Origin of the sequence: Cupriavidus pauculus (genome assembly GCF_003854935.1) — a bacterium.
Taxonomy (GTDB): Bacteria; Pseudomonadota; Gammaproteobacteria; order Burkholderiales; family Burkholderiaceae; genus Cupriavidus; species Cupriavidus pauculus_C.
The window spans coordinates 1,269,372-1,293,429 of the sequence record NZ_CP033969.1 but is presented as its reverse complement, the minus strand read 5'-3'; the positions used below and the strand labels follow the sequence as shown (position 1 = coordinate 1,293,429).

Annotated in this window: 15 protein-coding genes, 2 tRNA genes and 3 rRNA genes; 4 read left to right on the top strand and 16 right to left on the bottom strand. The window is 64.5% G+C overall.

Annotation, left to right across the window (positions count from 1 at the left end; all coding sequences use genetic code 11):
• Window positions 1-26: 26 nt before the first annotated feature.
• Window positions 27-473, top strand: coding sequence for a hypothetical protein (locus EHF44_RS07655; RefSeq protein ID WP_172966028.1), 447 nt, complete (start codon window positions 27-29; stop codon window positions 471-473).
• Between the two features lie 58 nt (window positions 474-531).
• Here EHF44_RS07655 and EHF44_RS07650 read toward each other — a convergent pair whose 3' ends face one another.
• The 4 genes from EHF44_RS07650 to EHF44_RS07635 all read right to left on the bottom strand — a co-directional run bounded on the left by EHF44_RS07650 (window position 532) and on the right by EHF44_RS07635 (window position 6,373).
• On the bottom strand, window positions 532-2,214 hold the full coding sequence (locus EHF44_RS07650; RefSeq protein ID WP_124683186.1) for a long-chain fatty acid--CoA ligase: 1,683 nt from the start codon (window positions 2,212-2,214) through the stop codon (window positions 532-534).
• Between the two features lie 194 nt (window positions 2,215-2,408).
• Window positions 2,409-3,077 carry a TetR/AcrR family transcriptional regulator gene (locus EHF44_RS07645; RefSeq protein WP_216643972.1) on the bottom strand — a complete coding sequence of 223 codons (669 nt, stop codon included), beginning with the start codon at window positions 3,075-3,077 and terminating at the stop codon, window positions 2,409-2,411.
• A gap of 51 nt (window positions 3,078-3,128) precedes the next feature.
• The gene (locus EHF44_RS07640; RefSeq protein ID WP_124683184.1) at window positions 3,129-4,271 is read right to left on the bottom strand and encodes an aminopeptidase; all 1,143 of its coding nucleotides are present in this window, start codon (window positions 4,269-4,271) and stop codon (window positions 3,129-3,131) included.
• Window positions 4,268-6,373: a molybdopterin-containing oxidoreductase family protein gene (locus tag EHF44_RS07635; protein ID WP_124683183.1), complete on the bottom strand. Its 2,106-nt coding sequence runs from the start codon at window positions 6,371-6,373 to the stop codon at window positions 4,268-4,270. Before EHF44_RS07635 ends, EHF44_RS07640 begins: the two co-directional genes overlap by 4 nt.
• 329 nt (window positions 6,374-6,702) lie before the next feature.
• Here EHF44_RS07635 and EHF44_RS07630 point away from each other — a divergent pair, with 329 nt between their 5' ends.
• On the top strand, window positions 6,703-7,899 hold the full coding sequence (locus EHF44_RS07630; RefSeq protein WP_124683182.1) for an ABC transporter substrate-binding protein: 1,197 nt from the start codon (window positions 6,703-6,705) through the stop codon (window positions 7,897-7,899).
• Window positions 7,900-7,977: 78 nt separating this feature from the next.
• Here EHF44_RS07630 and EHF44_RS07625 read toward each other — a convergent pair whose 3' ends face one another.
• The 5 genes from EHF44_RS07625 to EHF44_RS07605 form a co-directional block, all read right to left on the bottom strand.
• On the bottom strand, window positions 7,978-9,036 hold the full coding sequence (locus tag EHF44_RS07625; RefSeq protein WP_124683181.1) for an ABC transporter ATP-binding protein: 1,059 nt from the start codon (window positions 9,034-9,036) through the stop codon (window positions 7,978-7,980).
• Window positions 9,033-10,031, bottom strand: a complete 999-nt coding sequence (locus tag EHF44_RS07620) for an ABC transporter ATP-binding protein (protein WP_124683180.1) — start codon at window positions 10,029-10,031, stop codon at window positions 9,033-9,035. The genes EHF44_RS07625 and EHF44_RS07620 overlap by 4 nt, the downstream gene beginning before the upstream one ends.
• 18 nt (window positions 10,032-10,049) lie before the next feature.
• Window positions 10,050-10,982 (bottom strand): ABC transporter permease, encoded by a 933-nt coding sequence (locus tag EHF44_RS07615; protein WP_124683179.1) that lies wholly within the window; start codon window positions 10,980-10,982, stop codon window positions 10,050-10,052.
• A gap of 3 nt (window positions 10,983-10,985) precedes the next feature.
• On the bottom strand, window positions 10,986-11,963 hold the full coding sequence (locus tag EHF44_RS07610; RefSeq protein WP_124683178.1) for an ABC transporter permease: 978 nt from the start codon (window positions 11,961-11,963) through the stop codon (window positions 10,986-10,988).
• Window positions 11,964-12,132: 169 nt separating this feature from the next.
• Window positions 12,133-13,734, bottom strand: a complete 1,602-nt coding sequence (locus EHF44_RS07605; protein WP_124683177.1) for an ABC transporter substrate-binding protein — start codon at window positions 13,732-13,734, stop codon at window positions 12,133-12,135.
• Between the two features lie 316 nt (window positions 13,735-14,050).
• Between EHF44_RS07605 and EHF44_RS07600 the strand changes: the two genes are divergently transcribed.
• The gene (locus tag EHF44_RS07600) at window positions 14,051-15,244 is read left to right on the top strand and encodes a M20 aminoacylase family protein (RefSeq protein WP_124683176.1); all 1,194 of its coding nucleotides are present in this window, start codon (window positions 14,051-14,053) and stop codon (window positions 15,242-15,244) included.
• A gap of 43 nt (window positions 15,245-15,287) precedes the next feature.
• Here the strand turns inward: EHF44_RS07600 and EHF44_RS07595 are convergent, their stop codons facing one another.
• The 7 genes from EHF44_RS07595 to EHF44_RS07565 form a co-directional block, all read right to left on the bottom strand.
• Window positions 15,288-16,214, bottom strand: a complete 927-nt coding sequence (locus EHF44_RS07595) for a DUF3047 domain-containing protein (protein WP_253699995.1) — start codon at window positions 16,212-16,214, stop codon at window positions 15,288-15,290.
• 253 nt (window positions 16,215-16,467) lie between these two features.
• Window positions 16,468-16,581: ribosomal RNA gene (gene rrf / locus EHF44_RS07590) — 5S ribosomal RNA — on the bottom strand.
• A gap of 120 nt (window positions 16,582-16,701) precedes the next feature.
• A 23S ribosomal RNA gene (locus tag EHF44_RS07585) occupies window positions 16,702-19,580 on the bottom strand.
• A gap of 271 nt (window positions 19,581-19,851) precedes the next feature.
• A tRNA-Ala gene (locus tag EHF44_RS07580) sits at window positions 19,852-19,927 on the bottom strand.
• Between the two features lie 8 nt (window positions 19,928-19,935).
• Window positions 19,936-20,012: transfer RNA gene (locus EHF44_RS07575), tRNA-Ile, on the bottom strand.
• A gap of 64 nt (window positions 20,013-20,076) precedes the next feature.
• A 16S ribosomal RNA gene (locus EHF44_RS07570) occupies window positions 20,077-21,608 on the bottom strand.
• The 16S, 23S and 5S rRNA genes sit together here with 2 tRNA genes alongside, the layout of an rRNA operon.
• A gap of 587 nt (window positions 21,609-22,195) precedes the next feature.
• On the bottom strand, window positions 22,196-22,972 hold the full coding sequence (locus EHF44_RS07565) for an enoyl-CoA hydratase (protein ID WP_124683175.1): 777 nt from the start codon (window positions 22,970-22,972) through the stop codon (window positions 22,196-22,198).
• Window positions 22,973-23,212: 240 nt separating this feature from the next.
• On the opposite strand from EHF44_RS07565, the gene paaG reads away from it, so the two are divergent.
• Window positions 23,213-24,055, top strand: a complete 843-nt coding sequence (paaG, locus tag EHF44_RS07560) for a 2-(1,2-epoxy-1,2-dihydrophenyl)acetyl-CoA isomerase PaaG (protein WP_124683174.1) — start codon at window positions 23,213-23,215, stop codon at window positions 24,053-24,055.
• The last annotated feature ends 3 nt before the right edge of the window (window positions 24,056-24,058 follow it).

Genomic DNA, 24,058 nt, shown 5'->3' with positions numbered 1-24,058 from the left:
CCCAATCCGCCCGCCCCGCCCGACCCATGCTTCCCCGCGTCCTCCCCGCCATGGCCGCCGCCTGCCTGCTGGCCGCCTGCAGCAGCACGCCCACGCCACCGCAGGTGACGCCGATCAACGCCACGGTCAAGCTGGGGCGGGTGACGGAGAAAACCTTCGTGTCGCGCGTGGAAGTGCCGCAGGGGTCCAGCTACGGCGGCTACAGCAGCGTGGGCGGCGTGGCCGCGGGGGGTGGCGGTGGCGGCGGGGGTGCGGTGGGTGTCGGCTTCGCGGTGGATCTGACCCAGCTTTTCCGCAAGCCGCAGCCGCCGCTGCTGATGGACCTGTTCCAGTACAAGGTCCGTACGGCCGACGGCCTGGTGGCTGAAGTCAACGGCCCCGCCGCGCCGGGGCTGGAGCCGGGCGCGTGCGTCAGGCTGATCTATCCGGACGGGACCACCCAGCCGCAGCTTGCGCCGTCGAACGAGTGTTGAGGAGGGGGCGGCGCCCCTGCCGCAGTGCGGCAGAGAGGCGCGCGTCAGGCAGCCGTGATCAGGCCGCCTTCCTGCTGTCGCGCAGTTCGCGGCGCAGGATCTTGCCGACGTTGGTCTTCGGCAGTTCGGTGCGGAATTCCACGTACTTAGGACGCTTGTAGCCGGTCAGGCGGTCCTTGCAGTACGCAATCACGTCGGCCTCGGACAGCGCCGGGTCTTTCTTCACGACGAACAGCTTGACCACCTCGCCCGAGTGCTGGTCGGGCACGCCCACGGCGGCCACTTCCAGCACGCCCGGGCATTCGGCGACCACGCCTTCCACCTCGTTCGGATACACGTTGAAGCCCGAGACCAGGATCATGTCCTTCTTGCGGTCGACGATCTTCGTGTAGCCGCGCTCGTCCATGATGCCGATGTCGCCGGTCTTGAAGAAGCCGTCCGGCGTCATGACCTTGGCGGTCTCGTCCGGGCGGTTCCAGTAGCCGGCCATCACCTGCGGGCCGCGCAGGCAGATCTCGCCCGGCTGGCCCAGCGGCAGTTCGTTGCCGTCGTCGTCGCGGATCGACACCTCGGTGGACGGCAGCGGCAGCCCGATCGTGCCCGAGAACGTGTCCGTATCGGTCGGGTTGCAGGTGGCCGACGGCGATGTCTCCGACAGGCCGTAGCCCTCGATGATCGGGCAGCCGGTCTTGGCCAGCCAGTTCTTGGCCACCGCTTCCTGCACCGCCATGCCGCCGCCGTTGGCCACGCGCAGGCCCGAGCAGTCGATCTTGCCGAAGTCCGGGTGGTTCAGCAGCGCGTTGTAGAGCGTGTTCACGGCCGGGAACATGTGGAACTTGTACTTCTGCAGTTCCTTGATGAAGCCCGGGATGTCGCGCGGATTCGGGATCAGGATGCTCAGCCCGCCGCTACGCATGCCCAGCAGGCAGCAGACCGTCAGCGCGAAGATGTGGTACAGCGGCAGCGCCGTGATCGTCACCACCTGGTCGATATGGGCGCCCTTGGCCAGCGCCGGCTGCATCCACGCCTCGGACTGCAGCACGTTGGCCACGATGTTCCGGTGCAGCAGCGTGGCGCCCTTGGACACGCCCGTGGTGCCGCCCGTGTATTGCAGGAACGCGATGTCGTCCGGCCCGGTGTCCACCGGCTTGAGTTCCATGGCGCGCGATTCGGCCAGCACGTCGTTGAAGCGCACGCAGTTGGGCAGCTCCCACGCCGGCACCATCTTCTTGACGTTGCGCACCACGAAATTGACGATGGCGCCCTTCAGCCCGCCCAGCATGTCGCCCATGCTGGCCACCACCACGTGCTTGACCGGCGTGGCCGCCAACACGGCCTGCAGCGTGGCGGCAAAGTTTTCCAGGATGAAGATCGCCTCGGCGCCGCTGTCCTTGAGCTGGTGCTCCAGCTCGCGCGGCGTGTACAGCGGGTTGACGTTGACCACCACGTAGCCGGCGCGCAGCACGGCGGCCAGCACCACCGGGTACTGCAGCACGTTCGGCATCATGATGGCCACGCGCGCGCCCGGACGCAGGCCGCGCGACTGGAGCCACGCCGCCACCTGGCGCGACAGGCGGTCGAGTTCGCCGTAGGTAATGGCGCGGTCCATGCAGATGAACGCGCGCCGGTCGGCGTAGGTACGGAACGAGTGCTCAAGCAACTGGGCCAGCGAACGGAACTGACTGGCGTCGATCTCTGCCGGTACGCCTGCCGGATAGTGTTTCAGCCACAGCTTTTCCATACCGTCTCCTGAATTTCTGAATGGTCGTTCGATTTTTGGGGAATGCTAAACGCGTGCCCCATGTAAAGACAACCCGTTAGACGAAGTCCTCCACGAACGGGAGCGTCGAAATCGTGGATTATGCGGCACCCGGCGCCGGCTTCAAGGGAATACCCTGACGAAATCGGCGCCCATCGCCACAACCTTGGCCGCGGTCAAGCCGGCGGCAGCACCAGCTTCATCATGTTGCGCGCCAGTTCCTGAGCCAGCGCCTCGGCGTCCATCCGGCCGGGCTCGTGCCAGGTGTACATGAAGCCGATCACGCCGCCCATGGAATGCGCGGTCACGCGCGCGTCGCCGAACGCGAACACGCCGGTGGCGCGCCCTTCCTCCAGCAGGCCGTACAGGTCGCGGTAGAAATCGCGCGCCATGGCGTTGAGCCAGTCCACGGTGTCCGGCTTCAGGTACTGGTTGTCGCGAAAGCTCAGCGCGGCGGCCACGTGGCAGCGCACGCAGCGGCGCGCCATTTCCAGCAGGCAGGCGTGCAGCCGTTCGCGCACGGGCAGCGCCGGGTTGGCGGTCTCGCGGATCACCGGCAGGCAGGTCTGGGCCGATTCGCGGCACAGGATGTCGAAGATCTCGTACTTGTCGGCGAAGTAGTAGTAGACGGCCGGCTTGGTCACGCCCAGCGCCCGGCACAGGTCGTTCATCGTCATGCCCGGGTAGCCCTTGGTGTAGAAGAGCTGCGCGGCCGTGTCCAGGATCTGGCGGCGGCGCGCTTCCTGGCGTTCGGCGATGTGCGAACGCGCGGGGCCATCGTCGCTCAGGGACGCAGCTTCGGCGGCGCGCGGCGGGCTGCCGGCTTTTCGGGGGGCGTGAGACATGGCCGCCATTTTCGCATGCGTACCGCGCGTCACCATCGGGAAACTCCCGTGTCAGGGTTTCGACGTATCGGCGCCGGCGCCGCCGCTGCCACGCGCGGTGAGCGGCGTGACCTCGGTGGCCGGCGGGGCCAGCTGGCGCAGCGCGGCGTCGCGCTGGGCGGGCGGCAGGTCGCCGATCTGGCGCGCGGCGGCGTAGAAGCGCGTCCAGTCGCCACCGGACTGCGCCAGCAGCGCCGTGAACGCCGGCACCCATTGCTGGTACGTGGCCACGGCGGCCAGGTGGGCGTTGGTCAGCGGCTGGTCGAACCAGCGGTCGTAGCCGGTGTAGCCGCCCCATTCGGTCTTCAGCGCCGCGTACTCCTGCCGCAGTTCGTCGAAGATCCGCGCCTTGCCCTGGCGCTTGGCCTCGTCGTCCAGCGGCGACTTGTAGAGCGTGACGAGCTTGTCGCGGGTGCCCAGCAGCATCGTGCGGAACTGGCGGCGGCGGCCGTCGTAGATCCGGTAGCTGGCGCGCGCGTCGGCCGAGCCCTCCTGGGCCAGCCAGCGCTCCACGCCGGCCACCTCGACGGCCGTCGCGAACGACTCGTTGAACGCCGTGTCGTTGCGCACGTAGACCACCTGGTGCGCCAGTTCGTGGAAGACCAGCCGCGCCAGTTCGCCCTCGGGCTGGTAGACGAAGGTGTTGAGTAGCGGGTCGTCGAAATAGCCGAGCGTCGAGTAGGCGGGGATGCCGGCCACGTAGGTCTCGAAGCCGCTGCGGCGCAGGCCCTGCGCGTACTGTTCGGCGTCGTCCTGGCTGTAGTAGCCGCGGTAGGTGATGCAGCCGACGATGGGGAAGCACCACTTGCGCAGGTCCATCGACAGCTCGGGCGTGGCGAACACGCTCCAGACCACGTAGGGCCGGTGCAGGTTGGCGTAGCGGCGGTAGCTGCCGTTGTCCGGCAGCTTCAGTTCACGCGAGGCGTAGTCGCGGATGCGGCGGGCCAGTTCCAGCCGCTGGGCCAGCCGGGCGTCGTTGGCGCCGTTGGCGGTGGCGATGGCGTCGTCCAGCGACTGCGCCGACGCCATCACGCCCAGGTGGCCGCCGATCGACTGGTAGTAATAGCCGACCGTGTCGCAGCCGGCCGCCAGCGCCAGCACGGCCAGTCCGGCAAGGACCGCCGCCAGGCGCCGCAGGGCCGGCCAGCGCGTCATGATGCCAGGGCCCCGGTGCGCACCGCCTCCACTTCCACGAGGCAGTCATAGAACACCGGCGCGCGGCCCAGGTCGGTCAGGCGCTGGCTGGTCAGCTCGTTGGCGTTCTTGCCGTCCGGCGCCAGCTTCTTCCACCAGATCGACAGCCCCACCACCAGCCCCTGCCGGGCCTTGTCGGTCACGCGGGCGCGTGCCTGCATGCTGCCGCGGTCGTTGTAGGCGCGCACCATGTCGCCATGGGCAATGCCCCGCGCGGCGGCGTCCGCCGGGTGGATGTCCAGGTGCGGCTCGCCTTCGGTGGCGCGCAGGCTGTCCACGTTGACGAACGAGCTGTTGAGGAAGTTGCGCGCCGGCGGCGAGATCATCGACAGCGGGTAGCGGGCGGCCAGCTCCGGCGCCGAGGCCGGGGTCTCGTACGGCGGCACGTAGGCCGGCACGGGGTCGAGCCCGTCGCGGGCCATCGCTTCCGAATAGAACTCGCACTTGCCCGACGCCGACGGGAAGCCGCCGTTGGCGAACGGCGCGGCGCCGATGTTGAGCCGCTGCCAGCCCTTGTCCTTCAGCGTCTCCCAACTGATGCCCTCGGCGCGCGCGTCGCCGCGCAGGATGGCCTGGCTGGCGATGGTCTCGTCGCTATCGGCAAAGCACGGGTCGGTGAAGCCCATCCGCGCGGCCAGGCGGCGGAAGATCTCGGTGTTGGGCAGCGCCTGGCCCAGCGGGGCGACGGCCTGGTTGTTGGCCATGAAGTAGACGTGGCCGTAGGTCTTGTGCACGTCCACGTGTTCGAGCTGGGTCGTGGCCGGCAGCACGATGTCGGCGTAGTCGGCCGTATCGGTGCGGAAGTGTTCCAGCACCACGGTGAACAGGTCTTCGCGCCCGAACCCCTGGGCCACCTTCGACGATTCCGGCGCCACGGCCACCGGGTTGCTGTTGTAGACCACCACGGCCTCGATCTTCGGGCCGTTGCCCTGCGTGCCGTCGTCCAGCAGCGCGTCGCCGATGGTGCTCATGTTGACCGTGCGCGGCACGCGCGGCCAGTCGGGCAGCAGGTCCGGACGCTGCAGCGCGGCGGTGTCCACCGGGAAGAAGCCCGACGTCGACAGTTGCAGCCCGCCGGCCGCATGCCGCCAGGCGCCCACCAGCGACGGCAGGCACGCCACGGCGCGCACGGCCTGGCCGCCGCCGCGCACGCGCTGCATGCCGTAGTTCAGGCGGATGGCCACCGGCTGGCGGTCCGTGACGGCCATCCTGCCGTACAGGCCGGCCAGCCATTCGATGTCTTCCACCGGCACGCCGCAGATGCCGGCGGCCGTGGCCGGCGGAAAGTCCATCGCCCGCTCGCGCAACGCGTCGAAGCCCACCGTGTGCCGGGCGATGTAGTCGTGGTCCAGCAGGCCGTCGCGGATCAGCACGTGGATCATCGCCAGCGCCAGCGCGCCGTCGGTGCCGGGCATCGGCGCGATGTGGCGATGGCATTTCTCGGCCGTCAGCGACCGGTACGGATCGATCGCCACCAGCGTGGCGCCGCGGCGCTTGGCCTCCTGCACGCGCGTCCAGAAATGCAGGTTCGACGCGATCGGGTTGCCGCCCCAGATGATCACCAGCTTCGCGTCGACCACGTGCTCGATGTCCATCCCCACGCTCGCGCCATAGGTGTAGCGCAGCGCCGTGGCGCCGGCATTGGCACAGATCGTGCGATCGAGCAGCGACGCGCCGAGCTTGTGGAAGAACCGCGCGGCCATGCTTTCGCCTTGCACCAGCCCCATCGTGCCGGCGTAGCTGTACGGCACGATGGCCTCCGGGTTGCGGGCGGCGATGGCGGTCAGGCGAGTGGCGATCTCATCGAGCGCGGCGTCCCACGAGATCGGCTCGAACCGGCCCTCGCCCTTGCGGCCCACGCGGCGCAGCGGCGTCAGCACGCGGTCGGGGTGGTAGGTGCGCTCGGTGTAGCGCGACACCTTGGTGCAGAGCACGCCGCCGGTGGTGGGATGGTCCGGGTCGCCGGCAACCTTGGTGGCGCGGCCGTCCTCGACGGTGACGAGCAGCGCACAGGTATCGGGGCAATCATGGGGACAGGCGGCACGGACGATGCGGGTGGCCATGGTGGAATTCGGCAGGCAGTCAGACGGTGGGGGCGCCCGGCGCGGGCATGGTGGGGCGGATGGCCTGGCGCGCCTGTCAACGGCGACTGTGGCGCAGTGGCCTCGGCCGAACATTCCGGACCGGGAGAATTTGTTTGGCTCCGATTGTATTCGATTATGATGTGCCGGCGCAGTCCGGGCCCGCCCCGCACTGTCCGGCCCGGCACGGGCCGGCACCCGTACCGGCACAAGATCCGGACGGGGTGCGCGGGGTCCGCAAGCTGCGACAAAGCAGCGGGTAGCAACAACAAGCAACAACAACGTTTGACGGATTTTTGACGGGGATTCACATGGGTTTCACATACGGGGTCAAGCGCCGGCGCGTGGTCGGCCTGATGATGGCGGCCGCGCTCGCGGCCAGCGGCGCCACCGGGGCCGCCTTTGCCGCGAACACCACGGCCGGCGAGTCCGGCGTTACCGCCGACACCATCCTGCTCGGCCAGTCCGCCGCGCTGTCCGGCCCCACCGCGGTGCTCGGCAAGCAGATGAACGCCGGCGCCCGCCTCTACTTCGACGCCGTGAACAGCCAGGGCGGCGTGTTCGGCCGCAAGATCGAACTCCGCGTGCTGGACGACGCCTACGAGCCCGACGAGGCCATCAAGAACACGAAGAAGCTGATCGAGGAAGACCACGTCTTTGCGCTATTCGGCTACGTGGGCACGCCGACCAGCCAGGCCGCGCTGCCGCTGGTCAACCAGGCACGCATCCCGTTCTTCGCGCCGTTCACGGGCGCCCAGACGCTGCGCGAGCCGCACAGCCGCTATGTGTTCCACGTGCGGGCCGGCTACGAGGAGGAGACGGCCGCCATCGTGCGCCAGATCCGCACCACCGGGCTCAAGCGCATCGCCGTCGTCTACAACGATGATGGCTACGGCAAGGCCGGGCTGGCCGGCATCGAGCACGCGATCAAGTCGCTGCCGGCCGACAGCGGCGTGAAGCTGGTGGCGCAGTCCAGCGTGATCCGCAACACCGTGGAGATTGGCGACGCGATGCAGGAGGCCATGAAGGCCAAGCCCGACGCCGTGGTGCTGATCAGCGCCTACCGGACGGCCGGCGCGTTCGTGAAGGAGGCGCTGCGCCGCAACTACAGCGGGCAGTTCTACAACGTGTCGTTCGTCGGCACGCAGGCGCTGGCCAAGGAAGTGGGCCCGCAAGGCAGCGGCGTGATCATCTCGCAGGTGATGCCCCACCCGGGCAATGCCACGCTGCCCGTGGTGCGCGAATACCTGCGCCTGCTCCAGGCCGCCGGCAAGCAGAACGCGTTCGACTACGCCAGCATCGAAGGCTTCATCGCCGCCAAGGCATTCGTCGAGGGCCTGCGCCGCGCCGGCAAGGACCTGACCCGCGAGCGCTTTGTCATGGCGCTGGAAAGCATGCGCAACGTCGACCTGGGCGGCTTCATCGTCCAGTTCGGCCCGGACAACCACGTGGGCTCGAAATTCGTCGAAATGACGATCATCAACTCGCGGGGGGTGGTGATACGGTAGAGGCGGGTTCGCGCTTCGCCGCTGGTTTGCTCCCCTCTCCCGCCTGCGGGAGAGGGGAGCAAACCAATCTGTCCCTGGCTAGCCCATGTCATTCAGATGGCAAGCCGACCACCGCAACGGGGCGATTTCCTTCAGCGCGGGCTGTTCGGTGGTGCAGCGGGGCATCGCGTGCGGGCAGCGCGGGTGGAAGTGGCAGCCCGTGGGGGGATGGAGCGGCGACGGAATCTCGCCGCGGATCGCCACGTAGGTTTTCTTGCCGACTTCGAGCTTGGGCGCCTCGGCCAGCAGCGCCTGGGTGTACGGATGGTTGGGCGCCGCGAACACCTGGTCGGTGGGCGCGGACTCCACCACGCGGCCCAGGTACATGATCACCACGCGGTCGCTGATGTGCTTGACCACGCCCAGGTCGTGGCTGATGAACAGGTAGGTCAGGTTCAGCTCTTCGCGCAGGCGCATGAACAGGTTCAGCACCTGGGCCTGGATCGACACGTCCAGCGCGGCCACCGATTCGTCGCAGACCAGGAATTCCGGCTTGACCGCCAGCGCCCGCGCGATGCCGATGCGGGCCCGCTGGCCGCCCGAGAACTGGTGCGGAAAGCGCCGCAGCACGGTCGGGTCCATGCCCACGCGCACCAGCATGTCCTCGACGTAGGCCTGCTGGGCGCCCTTGTCGACCATGCCGTGCACCACGGGCGCCTCGCCGACGATGTCCAGCACGCGCAGGCGCGGGTTCAGCGACGCGTACGGGTCCTGGAAGATCATCTGGATGCCAAGCTGCTTCTCGCGCTTCTTGTCGGGCGGCAGGCGGTCCAGGTTGGTGCCGCGCCAGAACCGCTCGCCCTCGGTCAGCGTATGCAGGCCCACGGCCATGCGGCCGAGCGTGGACTTGCCGCAGCCCGATTCGCCCACCAGCCCCACCACCTCGCCGGTGCGGATGGCCAGGTCCACCTTGTCCACGGCGTGCACCACTTCCATCTTCTGTTTCGCGCCGAAGACGTTGGCCAGCTTGGCCGCCACGTCCAGCGTCTTGACGAAGCGCTTGGACACGCCGCGCAATTCCAGCAGCGGCGCCGGCGGCGTGGCCGTTTCGGCGGGCAGCGGCGCGGCGGCCGGGTTGTCGATCACGGGCGTGTTCATGCGGCCTCCTGCTGGGCGTGCACCGGGTGGAAGCAACGCAACTGGCGGCCGTCGGGCGTGACGTCGAGCGGCGGATCGGTCTTGCAGACGTCGGTGGCGTAGGGACAGCGGTTGCGGAACGCGCAGCCGCCCGGCAGGTTCAGCAGCGACGGCGTCATGCCCGGGATCTGCCGCAGCGGCGTGCCGCGCGGGTTGCGCGACGGCGCCGAGCCGATCAGCCCGTGCGTATAGGGATGCTCCGGGCGCTCCAGCACCTGGCGGACATCGCCCGATTCGACGATGCGGCCCGCGTACATCACGCAGACCTTGTCGGCCAGGCCGGCCACCACGGACAGGTCGTGCGTGATCCAGATCAGGGCCGTGCCCGATTCGCGGCACAGCGTCTGCATCTCGTAGAGGATCTGGCCCTGGATGGTGACGTCCAGCGCCGTGGTCGGTTCGTCGGCGATGATCAGGTCGGGCTTGTTCAGCAGCGCGATGGCGATGGCCACGCGCTGCCGCATGCCGCCCGAGAACTGGTGCGGATAGGCCAGCAGCCGCTCGTCCGGCGACGGGATACCCACGCGGGCCAGCGCGTTGCGGGCCCGTTCGCGCGCGGCGGCCTTGCTGACGTTGTCGTGCGCGCGCACCGCCTCGATCATCTGGGTGTCGATGCGCAGCACGGGGTTCAGCGTCATCATCGGGTCCTGGAAGATCATGGCGATGCGGTTGCCGCGCACGTCGCGCTGCTGGGCCGGCGTCAGCGCGCGCAGGTCGCGCGTCACGCCGTCGCGGCTGGTCAGGGCGATGCGGCCGTCCACGACCTTGCCCGGCGGATCGATCAAGCCCATGATCGAATAGCCGGTCATCGACTTGCCCGAGCCCGATTCGCCGACCAGGCCCATGATCTCGCCACGGCCGACCGAGAACGAGACGTCGTCGACGGCCCGCGCCACGCCGGCACGCGTGAAGAATTGCGTCTTGAGGTGTTCCACGACCAGGGTGGGCTGTGTCATCTTGGCGCTCCTGGCGGGTTATTGGGTCTGCAGGCGCGGGTTCAGCACGTCGCGCAACTGGTCGGCCACGAGGTTCATCGCGACGATCGTGATGACCAGCGCGATGCCGGGGAAGAAGCTGATCCAGTACTTGCCTGACAGCATGTACTGCTGGCCGTTAGCGATCAGCATGCCCAGCGACGGCTCCGTCACGGGCACGCCCAGCCCCAGGAACGACAGCGTGGCCTCCAGCGTGATGGCCGACGCCACCTGCAGCGCGGCGATCACGATCAGCGGCGGCAGGCAGTTCGGCAGCAGGTGGCGGAACATGATGCGGCGCGGCGGCAGGCCCAGGCAGGTGGCGGCCTCAATGTATTCCTTGCGCCGCTCCACCAGCGCCGCGCTGCGCGTGGTGCGCGCGTAGTACGCCCACTGCACGGCCACCAGCGCGATCACGATGTTGCCGATGCCCGGCCGCAGGAACGCCAGCAGGATCAGCGCCAGCAGGATCGGCGGGAACGAGAGCTGCAGGTCGGCCACGCGCATGATGAACGCCTCGGTGCGGCCGCCCAGGAAGCCGGCCAGCAGCCCGAGCGTGGCGCCCAGCAGCAGCGCGATCACGGTGCTGACCACGCCCACGCCGACGCTGATGCGCAGCCCGTACATCACGGCCGACAGCATGTCGCGGCCCTGCTCGTCGGACCCCATCACGAACGTCATGCCGGTGCCGGACTGCTCGCCCGGGGCCAGCCGGGCGTCGAGCACGTCCAGCGTGGCCAGGTCGTACGGGTTCTGCGGGGCCAGGAACGGCGCCAGGATCGCGATCAGCACGATCAGCACCAGCGTGGCCAGCCCCAGCACGGCCAGCTTGCTGGCAAAGAACTGCCGCGCAAAGCGGCGCCGCGGGGTCTCTTCCTTGACGGCGCGGGGCGCCTGGGCCGGTGCCGGCTCGGGGAGGGTCGAAGTGCTCATGGCTTACCCCTTGTTGTCGGCGATGCGCACGCGCGGATCGAGCAGGCTGTAGACGATGTCCACCAGCAGGTTGATCAGGATGAACAGCGTCACGATCACCATCAGGTAGGCGACGATGACGGGGCGGTCCAGCAACTGGATCGAGTCGATGATCAGCTTGCCCATGCCGGGCCACGCGAAGATCGACTCCGTGACGATGGCGAACGCGATGATCGAGCCAAACTGGAGCGCGATCACGGTCACGATCGGGATCAGAATATTCTTGAGAACGTGGACGCCGACGATGCGCGTGTTCGACAGCCCCTTGGCGCGCGCGAACTTCACGTAGTCCTGCAGCATCGCCTCCTGGGTGCCGGCGCGCGTGAGCCGGATCACCATGGCGATGTTCAGCAGCGACAGCGTCACGGCCGGCAGGATCAGGTGGCGGATGCCGTCCACGGTCAGGAAGCTCAGCGGCACGCCGAGCACGCGGACCGTCTCGCCGCGCCCGTTCGACGGCAGCCAGCCAAGCTGCACCGCGAAGACCATGATCAGCATCAGCCCGACCCAGAACGTGGGCAGCGAGAAGCCCAGGATCGACACCGTCATGATGGTCTTGCCCGCCACGCCGTTGGGCCGCAGCCCGGCCCACAGCCCCAGCGGGATGCCGAGCACGATGGCCAGCAGGATGGCGCAGATCGCCAGTTCCAGCGTGGCCGGCATGCGTTCGAAAATAAGCCGCAGCGCCGGCGTGCCATGGGCGAACGAAATACCCAGGTTTCCGTGCAGGGCGTTCTGCAGGAAGATCCCGTACTGCTCCCATAGCGGTTTGTCCAGGCCGAGGGCGGCGATGGTGCGTTTGATGTCCTCCTGGTCGGCCTGCGGGCTGATCAGGATGTCGATCGGGTTCCCGATCGCAAAAACGCCAAGAAAGACGAGCAGCGACATGACCAGCAGCACGACCACGCTCTGCATCAGTCGCCGGATGATGAAGACCAGCATGTTCCAGACGCTTTTCCTTTCGCTGGCACGCGCGTGACGCACCGCCAGCGGGTCCGCGGCCCACGGGGGACATCGTGGGAAAACCGCCCCGGCGCCGCGTGGACGCCGGGGCCGCGATCATACCGGAGCCGCCGGCACCCGGCTGGCGGCCCCGCCCTGCCCGGCCGGCTTACTGGGCCGGCTTGAACAGGTGCGCGTAGGTGCGCTCGTCGGTACGCGGCACGTACGTGATGCCCTTCTGCGTGGCCCACGTGGTCACCTGATGGTGGACCGGGATGATGCCGCCGTCCAGCACGACAATGGCCGTGGCCTCCTGCAGCAGCTTGGAGCGCTCGGTGTCGTCCACCGTCGCCAGCGCCTTTTCCAGCACCGCGTCCATCTTCGGATTGCAGTACTCGCCCCAGTTGGTCGTGCCGAAGCCCTTCTTGGCGTCCTCGCAGGCCACCAGCGCGCGCAGCGGCGAGCTGACCTCGCCGGTCTGGGCGCCCCAGCCGACCAGGCCGAACGACCACTCTCGCTTGATCGCCTTCGACGAGTAGGTGGCCATCGGCATGCCTTCCACCTTGGTGTTGATGCCGATCCGCGTCAGGTTCTGGGCGATGGTCTGGGCAATCTTCTCATCGTTGACGTAGCGGTTGTTCGGCGTGTGGAGCGTCAGCCCGAAGCCGTTGGGGTAGCCCGCGTCGGCCAGCATCTTCTTGGCCGCCTCCGGGTCGTACTTGAGCGTCTTGAGCTGCGGGTTGTGGCCGAACAGCGTGGGTGGCACGAGGTTGTTGGTCGGCTCCGACAGCCCTTCCATCAGCCGGTCCTTGATGCCCTGGCGGTTGATGGCCGTGCTGATGGCGATGCGCACGCGCGCGTCCTTCAGCGGGTTCTTGTCCATCGGCTGGCCTTCCTTCGTCGTCACGAACGGCGACTTGTCGCGCTTGACGTCGAAGTACAGGTAGATCACGCGGTGCGAGATCTTGGAGAAGAACGACAGCTTCGGGTCGTTGCGCACCTTGGGCAGGTCGGGCGTCGGCACGTTCTCGATGGCCTGCACGTCGCCGGACAGCAGCGCCGCCAGCCGCGTGGCCGGGTTCGGGATGAAGCGCAGCGTCACCTTGTCCCAGGCCGGCTTGGCGCCCCAGTAGTCGGGGTTGCGCACCAGTTCCACCCGGTCGTCGCGCGCGTAGCTGACGAACTTGAACGGGCCGGTGCCGATCATGCCCTTGCCCTGCGCGAAGTCGTCGGAGGACAGGCCCTGCGTGGCTTTCTTCTGGACCATGAACACCGACGTCAGGTCGTTCAGCATCAACGGGTACGGCTGGTTGGTGGTGAGCTGGATCGTGTACTTGTCGATGATCTTCTTGTTGATGATCGCCTTGGTGTAGACGTCGAACTTGCCGGGGCTGTTGACGATCGTGGCCGGGCGGTCCAGCGACCAGGCGACGTCCTCGGTGGTCAGTTCGGTGCCGTCGTGCCACTTCACGCCGCGGCGCAGCTTGAATTCCCACGTGAGGTTGTTCACCAGCTTCCAGGACTCGGCCAGGCCGGGTACGACCTTGCTGTCCGGATCGAGCTTGATCAGCGATTCGAACACGTGCTCGGACACGTTGATGTTCGAGAAGAGGTTATAGAAATGCGGATCCATTGAGGTCGGCGGCGAACTCATGGCGATCTTCAGATCGGCCGCCTGGGCCTGTGCGGCCAGGCCGAAGCCGAGGGCGCCGGTCAGCAGGGCCATACCGACGGCCTTGCCGACAGCCTTCTTGACGTGACGAAGGGACATCGCGCGATTCTCCCTGTGGGACTTGAAATGACGTTTAGGATCGGCCGCGCGGGAGCGTTGCGTCGGGCCGCATTTTGGTGCGGCATCCGTGCAGGGCAACGTGGCGCGCGACCGGCCGGGCACTTCAAGCATGAACTGTTCCAGCAGTGCCGGCCCGCCGCCATGCGGGGAAACCCACCCGCCAGGCAGTGCACGCGCGATGCTGCAATGCACGGGCGCGGTCGGCCGGGTGCGCGGAACGCCTTGTTTTGGCGCTTCTGCGATAGCCGTCGTATGATCGGGGTATCCAATCGCCCCACTTGCCTGGACCGGCATCATGAAGCTCATTCCCGAAATCCTGCAGGCGCAAGCCGAAATCCGCACCATCCGACGCGACATCCACGCGCATCCCGAACTGTGTTTCGAGGAGCAGCGCACCGCCGATGTGGTGGCGCAGAACCTGGAATCGTGGGGCATCGAGGTCCATCGCGGACTCGGCACGACCGGCCTGGTCGGCGTGATTCGCAACGGCAGCAGCAAGCGGGCCATCGGCCTGCGCGCCGACATGGACGCGCTGCCGCTGCAGGAAGCCAACACCTTCGGCCATCGGTCGCAGCACGCCGGCAAGATGCACGCGTGCGGCCACGACGGCCACACCGCGATGCTGCTGGGCGCCGCGCGCTACCTGGCCGAGCACCGCAACTTCGACGGCACCGTGCACCTGATTTTCCAGCCGGCCGAGGAAGGCGGCGGCGGCGCGCGCGAGATGATCAAGGACGGCCTGTTCGAGCGATTTCCGTGCGACGCCGTGTTTGGCATGCACAACTGGCCCGGCATGCCGGTGGGGTCGTTCGGCACGACGGCCGGCCCGCTGATGGCATCGAGCAACGAATTCCGCATCACCGTGCGCGGCAAGGGCGCCCACGCCGCGATGCCGCACAATGGCTGCGACCCGGTGTTCACGGGCGCGCAGATCGTGTCGGCACTGCAGGGCATCATCACGCGCAACAAGCGGCCGATCGACACGGCCGTGATCTCGGTCACCCAGTTCCACGCCGGCGACGCGACGAACATCGTTCCGAACGAAGCCTGGCTGGGCGGCACCGTGCGCACGTTCACCGTGGAGGTGCTGGACCTGATCGAGCGGCGCATGGAAGAGGTTGCCCGGGCCGTGGCGCAGGCCTTCGATTGCACCATCGACTTCGAATTCCGCCGCAACTACCCGCCGACCATCAACAGCGCGGCCGAGGCGGCCTTTGCGGTGGAGATTGCCCGCGAGCTGGTGGGCGCGGAGAACGTCGACGGCAACGTCGAGCCGACCATGGGCGCCGAGGATTTCTCGTTCATGCTGCAGGAAAAGCCGGGCTGCTACCTGTTCATCGGCAACGGCGAAGGCGGGCACCGCGAGGCCGGCCACGGCATGGGTCCCTGCATGCTGCACAACCCGAGCTACGACTTCAACGACGAACTGCTGCCGGTGGGCTCGACGTTCTTCGTCAAGCTGGTGGAGAAGTGGCTGGCGCCAGCCTGATTACAGGACGGCCGGCTGGCCGCCCCTGAGTGGCGCCCGTCGCTCAGTCGATGGCGATGTCGCCGTACCACGCTTCCGCGCGGCTCTTGGTGTTGTCGGTATCGGTCATCAGCCCCACCGCGAGCACTTTGCCCGGATCGGCGCCAAACGCCTTGCGGTAGTCGGCACGCAGGTCACGCTCGTGGCAACGCCATTCCTTGGTGTGCCGCGTGCCGGAATCGACGACGATCATGCGCACGCGGTCGGTGTGCGGATTGTTCAGGACAGTACCGGGCGGGCGCTTGCCGGCCCAGATGTACATCAGCGTGGCATAGGGCATCTCCCGCCCCGTCGTGATGCGCGCCATCTCGTACATCAGCTGGTCTTTCAGCGACAACGTGGTCCGATCTCCGTCGAATGCCACGAAAATCCGTAGCGGCGCGTCTTCTCGATGGCTGACGGCGTTGTCGGCGACACGGATGACGTCGCTGGTCTTCCACATCCATCGCAACGTGCCCGGATCGCGCTGGACGAGCGGCACATAGAGGCCGGATGCCGAAGCGTCGGCCTGGGCATGAAGCACCAGGCGCCGGTCATCTTCGGTCAGCGAATAGCGGGTGGGCAGCTTGTTGCGATTGACGGTCCACGGGTGCCAGCCGGAGGGCTGGACCATCGGACCTGAGGCTGCCGAGAACAGCGGCAGGTGCGACAGCAGCGGCAGCGAAGCCGGATCGGCTTCCGCTTCGCCATCGCCACCGGCGTCGGCCTCCGCGCCGGACTTCGCGATGCGATTGGCCAGCTCGAGCGGATCAGTCGGGATGGGGGATACGGCGGCCTGCAACAGGCCCTTCCCCTTGAACGCCGCGCAGTTTCCATCGGAAACGGCAGCCATTTTGGACGGATCGGTCGACACGACCGACGTAGATGCACAACCGGCAAGCGCGACCACGCTCACCAAACAAGCCAATGCTGGCCGAAACTTCATGGCCACGATACCCCCCGGACCCTGATACTTACCCGTTCGTCGAAATCCCAAGTTCCTGGCTATTCGGCGCCGAGGCTTTTGGTCTTGCAGACTGCTTCGTGCTGAATTTTTCAGCGCTTGAGCGAGAACATATCAGATGCCTCGGGGCGCCGGAATGCTCCGGTACCCTGAAAACAACAGGCAACATGACGGATCGCAAAACCGCCGCTGCAAAAGCAAAACCCCCAAGCTTTTGGGCTTGGGGGTTTTGGGTATAAGAGCCTGGCGATGACCTACTTTCACACGGGTAGTCCGCACTATCATCGGCGCAAAGTCGTTTCACGGTCCTGTTCGGGATGGGAAGGGGTGGTTCCAACTCGCTATGGTCACCAGGCATGAGGGGTTGCCGGCGCTGACGTGTGGTCAGCGCGGGCGAATCTGGGTGTAGTAAAGATATGGGGTTGTGCTGTATGCCTGTGGCACAGCGGAACACCAGGTAAAACACACTGGTTATAGGATCAAGCCTTACGGGCAATTAGTACTGGTTAGCTTAACGCATTACTGCGCTTCCACACCCAGCCTATCAACGTCCTGGTCTCGAACGACCCTTCAAGGAGGTCAAGCCTCCAGGGAATCCTCATCTTCAGGCGAGTTTCCCGCTTAGATGCTTTCAGCGGTTATCTCTTCCGTACATAGCTACCCTGCGATGCCTCTGGCGAGACAACAGGTACACCAGCGGTACGTCCACTCCGGTCCTCTCGTACTAGGAGCAGCCCCCGTCAAGATTCCAACGCCCACGGCAGATAGGGACCAAACTGTCTCACGACGTTTTAAACCCAGCTCACGTACCTCTTTAAATGGCGAACAGCCATACCCTTGGGACCGGCTACAGCCCCAGGATGAGATGAGCCGACATCGAGGTGCCAAACACCGCCGTCGATATGAACTCTTGGGCGGTATCAGCCTGTTATCCCCAGAGTACCTTTTATCCGTTGAGCGATGGCCCTTCCATTCAGAACCACCGGATCACTATGTCCTGCTTTCGCACCTGCTCGACTTGTCGGTCTCGCAGTTAAGCACGCTTTTGCCATTGCACTTTAGGTACGATGTCCGACCGTACCAAGCGTACCTTCGAACTCCTCCGTTACACTTTGGGAGGAGACCGCCCCAGTCAAACTGCCTACCATGCACTGTCCCCGACCCGGATTCACGGGCCAAGGTTAGAACCTCAAACAAACCAGGGTGGTATTTCAAGGACGGCTCCACGTGAACTAGCGTCCACGCTTCAAAGCCTCCCACCTATCCTACACAGATCGGTTCAAAGTCCAATGCAAAGCTACAGTAAAGGTTCATGGGGTCTTTCCGTCTAGCCGCGGGGAGATTGCATCATCACAAACACTTCAACTTCGCTGAGTCTCGGGAGGAGACAGTGTGGCCATCGTTACGCCATTCGTGCAGGTCGGAACTTACCCGACAAGGAATTTCGCTACCTTAGGACCGTTATAGTTACGGCCGCCGTTTACCGGGACTTCAATCAAGAGCTTGCACCCCATCATTTAATCTTCCGGCACCGGGCAGGCGTCACACCCTATACGTCCACTTTCGTGTTTGCAGAGTGCTGTGTTTTTATTAAACAGTCGCAGCCACCATTTTATTGCAACCCCTTCACCCTTCTGGCGCAGGCCAGTCAAGCTACCAGGGCGTACCTTATCCCGAAGTTACGGTACCAATTTGCCGAGTTCCTTCTCCCGAGTTCTCTCAAGCGCCTTAGAATACTCATCTCGCCCACCTGTGTCGGTTTGCGGTACGGTCTCGTATGACTGAAGCTTAGAGGCTTTTCTTGGAACCACTTCCAATTGCTTCGCAGCACTAGGCCGCTCGCCCCGCATCCTTGAATTCCGCGCCCGGATTTGCCTAAGCGCCTTCTCCAATGCAGGGACCGGGACTTCCAACACCCGGACAACCTTCCGCGATCCGTCCCCCCATCGCATCATACGACGGTGCAGGAATATTAACCTGCTTCCCATCAGCTACGCATCTCTGCCTCGCCTTAGGGGCCGACTCACCCTACGCCGATGAACGTTGCGTAGGAAACCTTGGGCTTACGGCGAGGGGGCCTTTCACCCCCTTTATCGCTACTCATGTCAGCATTCGCACTTCTGATACCTCCAGCATCCTTTACAAGACACCTTCACAGGCTTACAGAACGCTCTCCTACCACGCGCTTGCGCGCGTCCGCAGCTTCGGTGACTGGCTTAGCCCCGTTACATCTTCCGCGCAGGACGACTCGATCAGTGAGCTATTACGCTTTCTTTAAAGGGTGGCTGCTTCTAAGCCAACCTCCTGACTGTTTTAGCCTTCCCACTTCGTTTCCCACTTAGCCAATCTTGGGGACCTTAGCTGGCGGTCTGGGTTGTTTCCCTCTTGACACCGGACGTTAGCACCCGATGTCTGTCTCCCGTGATTGCACTCTTCGGTATTCGGAGTTTGCTATGGCGGGGTAATCAGCAATAGACCCCCCAACCATGACAGTGCTCTACCCCCGAAGGTGAGACACGAGGCACTACCTAAATAGTTTTCGGAGAGAACCAGCTATTTCCAGATTTGTTTAGCCTTTCACCCCTATCCACAGCTCATCCCCTAACTTTTCAACGTTAGTGGGTTCGGTCCTCCAGTACGTGTTACCGCACCTTCAACCTGGCCATGGATAGATCATCTGGTTTCGGGTCTACACCCAGCGACTCAACGCCCTGTTCGGACTCGCTTTCGCTACGCCTTCCCTAATCGGTTAAGCTTGCCACTGAATGTAAGTCGCTGACCCATTATACAAAAGGTACGCCGTCACCCGTTGCCAGGCTCCGACTGTTTGTATGCATGCGGTTTCAGGATCTATTTCACTCCCCTCCCGGGGTTCTTTTCGCCTTTCCCTCACGGTACTGGTTCACTATCGGTCGATCACGAGTATTTAGCCTTGGAGGATGGTCCCCCCATCTTCAGACAGGATTTCACGTGTCCCGCCCTACTTGTCGTACACCTAGTTCCACAACGCTGTTTTCGCATACAGGGCTATCACCTGCTATGGCCGGGCTTTCCATCCCGTTCTGCTAACAATGCTGCTAAAGAGTACAAGGCTCTTCCCATTTCGTTCGCCACTACTTTGGGAATCTCGGTTGATTTCTGTTCCTGCAGCTACTTAGATGTTTCAGTTCGCCGCGTTCGCTTCCCTTGCCTATGTATTCAGCAAGGGATGACCCATACGGGCCGGGTTTCCCCATTCGGACATCTCCGGATCAAAGCTCGTTTGCCAGCTCCCCGAAGCTTTTCGCAGGCTACCGCGTCCTTCATCGCCTGTGATCGCCAAGGCATCCACCACATGCACTTGTTCGCTTGACCCTATAACGAGTGTGTCTCCACATCCATTACAGGTCTGAGTTCTCGCGTTTGTGCCGTATTCCAAGTCATCTTTCGATCACTTAAATACATTTTGGTTGATACAATCACAACCCGGTATCGCGTACTGCAGCGCGCCTCATCAACGCACTCGCGACACCTTTACTACATCCCATATTGTTAAAGAACAGCCGAGCAAACATGCTCGATGGCAACAGCCAAAGACAAACACTCGCAACCGAGCGCTTCTCTTTGACAACTACCCCAAGGTAAGTGGTGGAGGATGACGGGATCGAACCGACGACCCCCTGCTTGCAAAGCAGGTGCTCTCCCAGCTGAGCTAATCCCCCGGATAACTTGGTGGGTCTGGTAGGACTTGAACCTACGACCCCCGCCTTATCAAGACGGTGCTCTAACCACCTGAGCTACAGACCCTTGGCTGTAACACTCAAACAAACCGATAAGTGTGGACGCTTGACTTGTGAACACAAGCCTCTGGAAAGGAGGTGATCCAGCCGCACCTTCCGATACGGCTACCTTGTTACGACTTCACCCCAGTCATGAACCCTGCCGTGGTAATCGCCCTCCTTGCGGTTAGGCTAACTACTTCTGGCAAAACCCACTCCCATGGTGTGACGGGCGGTGTGTACAAGACCCGGGAACGTATTCACCGCGGCATGCTGATCCGCGATTACTAGCGATTCCAGCTTCACGCAGTCGAGTTGCAGACTGCGATCCGGACTACGATGCGTTTTCTGGGATTAGCTCCCCCTCGCGGGTTGGCAACCCTCTGTACGCACCATTGTATGACGTGTGAAGCCCTACCCATAAGGGCCATGAGGACTTGACGTCATCCCCACCTTCCTCCGGTTTGTCACCGGCAGTCTCTCTAGAGTGCCCTTTCGTAGCAACTAGAGACAAGGGTTGCGCTCGTTGCGGGACTTAACCCAACATCTCACGACACGAGCTGACGACAGCCATGCAGCACCTGTGTCCACTTTCCCTTTCGGGCACCTGATGCATCTCTGCTTCGTTAGTGGCATGTCAAGGGTAGGTAAGGTTTTTCGCGTTGCATCGAATTAATCCACATCATCCACCGCTTGTGCGGGTCCCCGTCAATTCCTTTGAGTTTTAATCTTGCGACCGTACTCCCCAGGCGGTCAACTTCACGCGTTAGCTACGTTACTGAGAAAATGAATCCCCAACAACTAGTTGACATCGTTTAGGGCGTGGACTACCAGGGTATCTAATCCTGTTTGCTCCCCACGCTTTCGTGCATGAGCGTCAGTCACGTCCCAGGGGGCTGCCTTCGCCATCGGTATTCCTCCACATCTCTACGCATTTCACTGCTACACGTGGAATTCTACCCCCCTCTGACGCACTCTAGCCTTGCAGTCACAAGCGCAATTCCCAGGTTAAGCCCGGGGATTTCACGCCTGTCTTACAAAACCGCCTGCGCACGCTTTACGCCCAGTAATTCCGATTAACGCTCGCACCCTACGTATTACCGCGGCTGCTGGCACGTAGTTAGCCGGTGCTTATTCTTCCGGTACCGTCATCCGCCCCAGGTATTAACCAGAACGTTTTCTTTCCGGACAAAAGTGCTTTACAACCCGAAGGCCTTCTTCACACACGCGGCATTGCTGGATCAGGGTTGCCCCCATTGTCCAAAATTCCCCACTGCTGCCTCCCGTAGGAGTCTGGGCCGTGTCTCAGTCCCAGTGTGGCTGATCGTCCTCTCAGACCAGCTACTGATCGTCGCCTTGGTGAGCCTTTACCCCACCAACTAGCTAATCAGACATCGGCCGCTCCTGCTGCGCGAGGCCTTGCGGTCCCCCGCTTTCACCCTCAGGTCGTATGCGGTATTAGCTAATCTTTCGACTAGTTATCCCCCACAACAGGGTACGTTCCGATGTATTACTCACCCGTTCGCCACTCGCCGCCAGACCGAAGTCCGCGCTGCCGTTCGACTTGCATGTGTAAGGCATGCCGCCAGCGTTCAATCTGAGCCAGGATCAAACTCTTCAGTTCAATCTCTGTGTGCCCCGAAGGGCTCGCTCTTTCGAGCGGTCGCTCACTCTCAGAAAACTGACTGACTCAACTCCGAAGAGCCAAACCAACATGTTTTACTGTGCGAGCACTTGATACTGTTGAAGCAACACCAGGAACCCGAAGTCCCCGGCGGCGTTCGCCATCAAGCGCCCACACTTATCGGTTGTTTGGTTGTTAAAGAACTTCAGCGAGCCGGCTTCGCCGTTCGCTGTCGCTGCGTATTTCGTCGCAGCGGAGAAACGAGATTATGCAGAGCATTCAACGTTTCGTCAACAGGTTTCGCAGAACTTTTTTCTGCCGGCCGGCGCTGGCAAACCCCGCCAACTCCAACCCCCATCAACCCCGCAACCCTTGTCGCTGCTGCGTTTGCAGCGCGGTTCGTGTTGCGAGGGGGCGAATATTAGGCCCGATCGACGCGCTTTGCAACACGTATGTCACGAACCTGTGGCGGAGAATGTTCGCGCCCTCATTCAAACCCTTGATCGATAAGGAAAATCGGCCCGACAAACATTTGTCCGGCCGCATAATACCCCCGCGCTATCCTCGGGTATTCCCTGACTCAACTATTACCGATGGGTGAAGTTGGGTGCGCGTTTCTCCACAAACGCAGCCATCCCCTCCTTCTGGTCCTCGGTGGCGAAGGTGGAATGGAACAGCCGACGCTCGAATCGCACGCCTTCGTTCAGCGTGGTCTCGTAGGCCGCGTTGACCGATTCCTTGATCATCATCACCACGGGCAGTGAATAGCCGGCGATGGTCTCCGCCGCGGCGACCGCTTCGTCCACCAGCTTGTCCGCCGGCACCACGCGCGATACCAGTCCCGCCCGCTCGGCCTCAGCCGCGTCCATCATCCGGGCGGTCAGGCACAGGTCCATCGCCTTGGCCTTGGATACCGCGCGCGGCAGCCGCTGTGTGCCGCCGGCGCCGGGCATGGTGCCCAGCTTCACCTCAGGCTGGCCGAACTTTGCGCTCTCGGCCGCGATCACGATGTCGCACATCATCGCCAGCTCGCAGCCGCCGCCCAGCGCGTAGCCGCCCACCGCGGCAATCACGGGCTTGCGGATGCGGCGGATGGTCTCCCAGTTGCGCGTAATGTAGTCGCCCTTGTAGACATCCATATAAGAGTACCTGGCCATCATGCCGATATCGGCCCCCGCCGCGAACGCCCGCTCGCTGCCGGTGATGACGATGCAGCCGATCCCGTCGTCCTGGTCGAACGCCGTCAGCGCGGCGCCCAGTTCGTCCATCAGCGCGTCGTTGAGCGCGTTGAGCGCCTTGGGCCGGTTCAGCGTCACCAGCCCTACCCGGCCGCGGGTCTCCACCAGGATGTTCTCGTACGACATGTCTTCTCCTTGCGATGAATGGAAGCGGCCCGGCGATGCGACGGGCCGATCAGCGGGTCGATACTCGCCCGCCACCCTGCCACGGTCAAGGCGGGCCGACACCTCTTGCGCCGCGCCCTCTTCCCCACTACTATTTGCCGACCGACTGGTCGGTTAATTTAACGGGCGCCGCACGCTATCTACAATGTGCGAAGCACCCCGCGTGGCAGTCGATCCACACCCCGGACCAGGAGACCCAACATGGCGCAGGAGACCCCCATGCCCCCGACCCCGGCGCAAGCCGCCGTGCGCACCACGCTCGAAGCCGGCCCGATCCTGCTGCGCTGGCAAGGCGACGTGGCCGTCGTGACGCTGAATCGCCCCGACAAGCTCAACAGTTTCACGCGCGACATGCACCGCGCGCTGGTGCAGGCGCTGGACCACGTCGAAGCCGGCGCGGCCCGCGCGCTGCTGCTGACCGGCGCCGGCCGCGGTTTCTGCGCGGGCCAGGATCTTGCCGATCTCGATTTCACGCCCGGCCACGCCACCGACCTCGGCGAGCTGATCGATACCTGGTTCAACCCGCTGGTCCGCCGGCTCCAGGCGCTGCCGCTGCCCGTGATTGCCGCCGTCAACGGCACGGCCGCCGGCGCGGGCGCCAACCTGGCGCTGGCGTGCGACATCGTGCTGGCCGCCCGCTCCGCCAGCTTCATCCAGGCGTTCGTCAGGATCGGCCTCGTGCCCGATTCCGGCGGCACGTGGCTGCTGCCCAAGCGCCTGGGCATGGCCCGGGCCCTTGGCCTGGCGGTGACCGGCGACAAGCTGAGCGCCGACGAGGCCGAGAAGTGGGGCCTGATCTGGGAAGCGATGGACGACCCGCTGCTGCCCGAGCAGGCCATGGCGATCGCCACGCACCTGGCCGCCCAGCCCACCCGCGCGCTGGCCGCCATCAAGCGCGCCATGCACGCCAGCGCCACCAACACGTTCGACGCCCAGCTAGACCTGGAGCGCGACCTGCAGCGCGATCTCGGCCAGTCCCACGATTATTCGGAAGGCGTGAACGCCTTTCTGCAAAAGCGCGCGCCCCATTTCAAGGGCGCCTGATCC